Raw genomic sequence first — 4,988 nt, forward strand, 5'->3', positions numbered from 1 at the left:
ATCGGCATACGGGATCGGCTGCACGACCTGGGAAGTGATGTGGAAGGTCGTGCTGCCCTACACGAAGACCGGCGTGATCGGCGGCGTGATGCTCGGCCTCGGCCGCGCGCTCGGCGAAACGATGGCCGTGACCTTCGTGATCGGCAACACGAACCTGCTCGACAGCGTGTCGCTGTTCGCGCCGGGCAACAGCATCACGTCGGCGCTCGCGAACGAATTCGCGGAAGCGCAGCCGGGCCTGCATACGTCCGCGCTGATGGAACTCGGCCTGATCCTGTTCGTGATCACGTTCATCGTGCTGTCCATCTCCAAACTGCTGCTGCTTCGTCTCGAGAAGGGAGAGGGCAAGAAATGAGCGAGCCCATCATGAATTTCCCGGGGCCGGACGGCGCCGCGCTCGACGCGATGCGCAACCGCCTGCAGCGCAAGCGCAAGGCCGTCAACGCGATCGCGCTCACCGCGTCGCTCGGCGCGATGGCGTTCGGCCTGCTGTGGCTCGTGTGGATTCTCTACACGACCGTGCATCTCGGCGTCGGCGGCCTGTCGCTGCAACTGTTCACCGAATCGACGCCGGCGCCGAACACCGAAGGCGGCGGTCTCGCGAACGCGATCGTCGGCAGCCTGCTGCTGTGCGGCTTCGGCACGCTGGTCGGCACGCCGATCGGCATCCTCGCGGGCGTCTATCTCGCCGAATACGGGCAGAAGAACCTGCTGGCCAGCACGATCCGCTTCATCAACGACATCCTGCTGTCCGCGCCGTCGATCGTCATCGGCCTGTTCGTGTACGCGATCGTCGTCGCGAAGTCGGGGCGCTTCTCGGGCTGGGCCGGCGTGATCGCACTCGCACTGCTGCAGATCCCGATCGTGATCCGCACGACCGAGAACATGCTGAAGCTCGTGCCGAATGCGCTGCGCGAGGCGGCCGTCGCGCTCGGCACGCCGAAGTGGCGCATGGTGCTGAAGATCACGCTGCGCGCGTCGGTCGGCGGGATCGTGACGGGCGTGCTGCTCGCGGTCGCGCGGATCGCCGGCGAAACGGCGCCGCTGCTGTTCACCGCGCTGTCGAACCAGTTCTTCTCGTGGGACATGAGCCAGCCGATGGCGAACCTGCCGGTCACGATCTACAAGTTCGCGATGAGCCCGTTCGCGGAATGGCAGTCGCTCGCGTGGGCGGGCGTGTTCCTGATTACGCTCGGGGTGCTCGGACTGAACGTCCTGGCGCGCTCGATCTTCTCGAAAAAGTAACGGCGGAGCAATCCGATGAATATGGCAGAAAGCCACCTGAATCCCGTCGAGCGCACCGCTGCGCCCGCCGGCACGCAAGACGCGGCGCACGGCCGTCCGCTCGCGCCGCTGAACGCGAAGATCGAGGTCAACAACCTCAACTTCTTCTACAACAAGTTCCACGCGCTGAAGAACATCAACCTGCGCATTCCCGAAGGGAAGGTGACGGCGTTCATCGGCCCGTCGGGCTGCGGCAAGTCGACGCTGCTGCGCACGTTCAACAAGATGTTCGCGCTCTATCCGGAGCAGCGCGCCGAAGGCGAGATCCTGATGGACGGCGAGAACCTGCTGACGACGAAGCGCGACATCTCGCTGCTGCGCGCGCGGATCGGCATGGTGTTCCAGAAGCCGACCCCGTTCCCGATGTCGATCTACGACAACATCGCGTTCGGCGTGAAGATGTTCGAAAAGCTCACGCGCTCGGAAATGGACGACCGTGTCGAGTGGGCGCTCACGAAGGCCGCGCTGTGGAACGAAGTGAAGGACAAGCTGGGCCAGAGCGGCTACGGGCTGTCGGGCGGCCAGCAGCAGCGTCTGTGCATCGCGCGCGGCATCGCGATCCGTCCGGAAGTGCTGCTGCTCGACGAGCCGTGCTCGGCGCTCGACCCGATCTCGACGGGCCGCATCGAAGAGCTGATCGCGGAGCTGAAGAGCGACTACACGGTCGTGATCGTCACGCACAACATGCAGCAGGCCGCACGCTGCTCGGATTACACGGCCTACATGTACCTGGGCGAGCTGATCGAGTTCGGCGAGACCGAAAAGATCTTCATCAAGCCGGTGCGCAAGGAAACGGAAGACTACATCACCGGCCGCTTCGGCTGATGACGGAGAACAACAACCATGTCGGATAAACATCTGTCGAGCCAGTTCGACGCGGACCTGAATGCCGTGTCGTCGAAAGTGCTGGAAATGGGCGGACTCGTGGAGTCGCAGATCGTCGGCGCGATGCGCGCGCTGAACGAATTCGATCGCGATACGGCCGAGAAGGTGATCGCGGCCGAGGAAACGCTGAACGCGATGGAAGTGGACATCGACCAGGAATGCGGCAACATCATCGCGCGGAGACAGCCTGCCGCACGTGACCTGCGTCTTTTGATGTCGATTTCGAAAACGATTACGAACCTCGAGCGCGCCGGCGACGAGGCCGAGAAGATCGCCAAACGCGTGCGCCGCCTGGTCGACGAGCCGGCCGCGCGTGCGGTCAACATCGCCGAGATCAAGGTGTCGGGCGAGATGGCCGTGACGATCCTGCGCCGCGCGCTCGACGCGTTCGCGCGCCTCGATACGGTGGCCGCCGCGCAGATCGTCAAGGACGACAAGGAAATCGACATGGAATTCCGCGCGTTCGTGCGCAAGCTCGTGTCGTACATGCAGGAAGATCCGCGCACGATCTCGGTCGGCCTCGACTACCTGTTCATCGCGAAGGCGATCGAACGGATCGGCGACCACGCGAAGAACATCGCCGAATTCATCATCTACATCGTGAAGGGCACCGACGTGCGGCACCAGCCGCGCGACACGCTCGATCGCGAAGCCAACAGTTAATCGACTCCATAGGAAGAACAGAGGTGCCGATGCCCAGCAACATTCTCGTCGTTGAAGATGAGCCCGCGATTTCCGAACTGATCTCGGTGAATCTCCAGCACGCCGGTCACTGCCCGATCCGCGCTTACAACGCCGAACAGGCGCAGAACCTGATCAGCGACGTGCTGCCCGATCTCGTGCTGCTCGACTGGATGCTGCCGGGCAAGTCCGGCATCGCGTTCGCGCGCGACCTGCGCAACAACGAACGGACCAAGCACATCCCGATCATCATGCTCACCGCCCGCGGCGACGAGCAGGACAAGGTGCTCGGCCTCGAAATCGGCGCGGACGACTACGTGACGAAGCCGTTCTCGCCGAAGGAGCTGATGGCGCGCATCAAGGCCGTGCTGCGCCGCCGCGCGCCGCAGCTGACCGAGGACGTCGTGTCGATCAACGGGCTGCGCCTCGACCCGGCCACGCATCGCGTCGCCGCGCACGGCGACGGCAGCGAGATCAAGCTCGATCTCGGCCCGACCGAGTTCCGCCTGCTGCATTTCTTCATGACGCATCCGGAGCGCGTGCACAGCCGCACGCAGCTGCTCGACCAGGTGTGGGGCGACCACGTGTTCGTCGAGGAGCGTACCGTCGACGTGCACATCAAACGATTGCGCGCGGCCTTGAAACCGGCCGGCTGCGATGCGATGATCGAAACCGTGCGCGGCAGCGGCTACCGCCTCGCCAAGCACGCGTAACGTATTCGGGCATGCCGCGTGCCGCGGCGTGCCGCTCCTTCTTTCGGACGCTGAATCATGAACATCATCTGGGCGCGCTTTCTGGTGTCGCTCGTGCTGCTCGTGCTGATCGGCGTATTGGTCGGCGTCTTCGCCGGCCCGACCGCGGGCCTCGTGTTCGTGGTCGTGATGCTGGTCGCGCAGGGCTTTTTCAGCACCTTCCATACGCAGCGTCTGTGGCGCCTGCTCGATGCGCCCGTCTACGGCGAGGTGCCGAGCGCGCCGGGCATCTGGGGCGAGATCTACTATCGGCTGCACAAGCTCGCGAAGCAGTGGCATGCGCAGGTGCGGCAGGTCGAACAGCAGCACTCGCGTTTCATCCAGGCGATCCAGGCCTCGCCGAACGGTGTCGCGATGCTCGATGATCACGACCAGATCGAGTGGTGCAATGCGATCGCCGAAGTCCATTTCGGCCTCGATGCGAAGCGCGACCTGCGCCAGCACATCACGAACCTGGTGCGCCATCCCGATTTCGTCCGCTACCTCAATGCGCAGCATTACGACGAGACGCTGTTGATGCGCGGCATGGGCGACTCGCGGCAGAACGTGCTGGCCGTGCAGGTGTTTCCGTACGGCGAGAACCGCAAGCTGCTGCTCACGCAGGACATCACCGAGCTCGAACGCACCGACGCGATGCGGCGTGACTTCGTCGCGAACGTGTCGCACGAGCTGAAGACGCCGCTCACCGTGCTGTCGGGTTTCCTGGAGACGATGCGCGAGCTGCCGCTGAACGAGGAGGACCGCGCGCGCTATCTCGACATGATGGAGCAGCAGGCGTCACGGATGCGGCACATCGTGACCGACCTGCTGGTGCTCGCGAAGCTGGAAGGCGAGAGCAAGCCGCCGGTCGATCATGCGATCGACATGCGGGCGGTGTTCGATCATCTGAAGGAGGATGCGCAGACGCTGTCGAACGGGCATCACGACATCGCGTTCTCGATCGACGAGACGCTCGGCGTCACGGGGGCGCAGACGGAGCTGTTCAGCGCGTTCGCGAATCTCGTCACGAACGCGATCCGCTATACGCCGGACGGCGGCAAGATCGTCGTGTCGTGGCGGCGCGAGGGCGCGCAGGGCGTGTTTTCGGTCACGGACAGCGGCTTCGGGATTCCGGCCGCCGATTTGCCGCGGCTCACCGAGCGCTTCTACCGTGTCGATCGCAGCCGCTCGCGCGATACGGGCGGCACGGGCCTCGGGCTCGCGATCGTCAAGCACGTGCTGCAGCGGCACGATGCGCATCTGTACGTGCAGAGCGAGGAAGGGCGCGGCAGTACGTTCACCGCGCGGTTCCCGGGCTCGCGCGTCATCGCGATCCGGCCGGCTGCTTACGAAGCATGATCGTGTAGCGGCTCGTCGGCGTTCAAAAAAGCAGCCCGCGGGCTGCTT

At 64.5% G+C, this 4,988-nt stretch carries 6 protein-coding genes; all 6 read left to right on the plus strand.

Annotation, left to right across the window (positions count from 1 at the left end; all coding sequences use genetic code 11):
• On the plus strand, positions 1-355 hold a 355-nt coding region (locus tag JMF90_RS23765), incomplete at its 5' end, for an ABC transporter permease subunit (protein WP_201325498.1).
• Entirely contained in the window at positions 352-1,245 is an 894-nt protein-coding gene (gene pstA / locus JMF90_RS23770; protein ID WP_011545091.1) for a phosphate ABC transporter permease PstA, read from the plus strand. The genes JMF90_RS23765 and pstA, both read left to right, overlap by 4 nt.
• Before the next feature lie 15 nt (positions 1,246-1,260).
• Positions 1,261-2,109, plus strand: coding sequence for a phosphate ABC transporter ATP-binding protein PstB (pstB, locus tag JMF90_RS23775; protein WP_006490515.1), 849 nt, complete (start codon positions 1,261-1,263; stop codon positions 2,107-2,109).
• A gap of 18 nt (positions 2,110-2,127) precedes the next feature.
• The gene (gene phoU / locus JMF90_RS23780) at positions 2,128-2,832 is read left to right on the plus strand and encodes a phosphate signaling complex protein PhoU (RefSeq protein WP_006476334.1); all 705 of its coding nucleotides are present in this window, start codon (positions 2,128-2,130) and stop codon (positions 2,830-2,832) included.
• Between the two features lie 29 nt (positions 2,833-2,861).
• Complete coding sequence (gene phoB / locus JMF90_RS23785; protein ID WP_006750313.1) at positions 2,862-3,563, plus strand: phosphate regulon transcriptional regulator PhoB; 702 nt, start codon at positions 2,862-2,864, stop codon at positions 3,561-3,563.
• Between the two features lie 57 nt (positions 3,564-3,620).
• Positions 3,621-4,940 (plus strand): phosphate regulon sensor histidine kinase PhoR, encoded by a 1,320-nt coding sequence (gene phoR, locus JMF90_RS23790; protein ID WP_006476332.1) that lies wholly within the window; start codon positions 3,621-3,623, stop codon positions 4,938-4,940.
• Positions 4,941-4,988 lie beyond the last annotated feature (48 nt).

It is taken from the genome of Burkholderia sp. E168m23 (assembly GCF_016586125.1).
Taxonomy (GTDB): domain Bacteria; phylum Pseudomonadota; class Gammaproteobacteria; order Burkholderiales; family Burkholderiaceae; genus Burkholderia; species Burkholderia orbicola.

Coding starts and splice junctions, on each gene's coding strand:
- phoB (WP_006750313.1), top strand. CDS start 2,862: ATGCCCAGCAACATTCTCGTCGTTGAAGATGAGCCCGCGATTTCCGAA.
- pstB (WP_006490515.1), top strand. CDS start 1,261: ATGAATATGGCAGAAAGCCACCTGAATCCCGTCGAGCGCACCGCTGCG.
- phoR (WP_006476332.1), top strand. CDS start 3,621: ATGAACATCATCTGGGCGCGCTTTCTGGTGTCGCTCGTGCTGCTCGTG.
- pstA (WP_011545091.1), top strand. CDS start 352: ATGAGCGAGCCCATCATGAATTTCCCGGGGCCGGACGGCGCCGCGCTC.
- phoU (WP_006476334.1), top strand. CDS start 2,128: ATGTCGGATAAACATCTGTCGAGCCAGTTCGACGCGGACCTGAATGCC.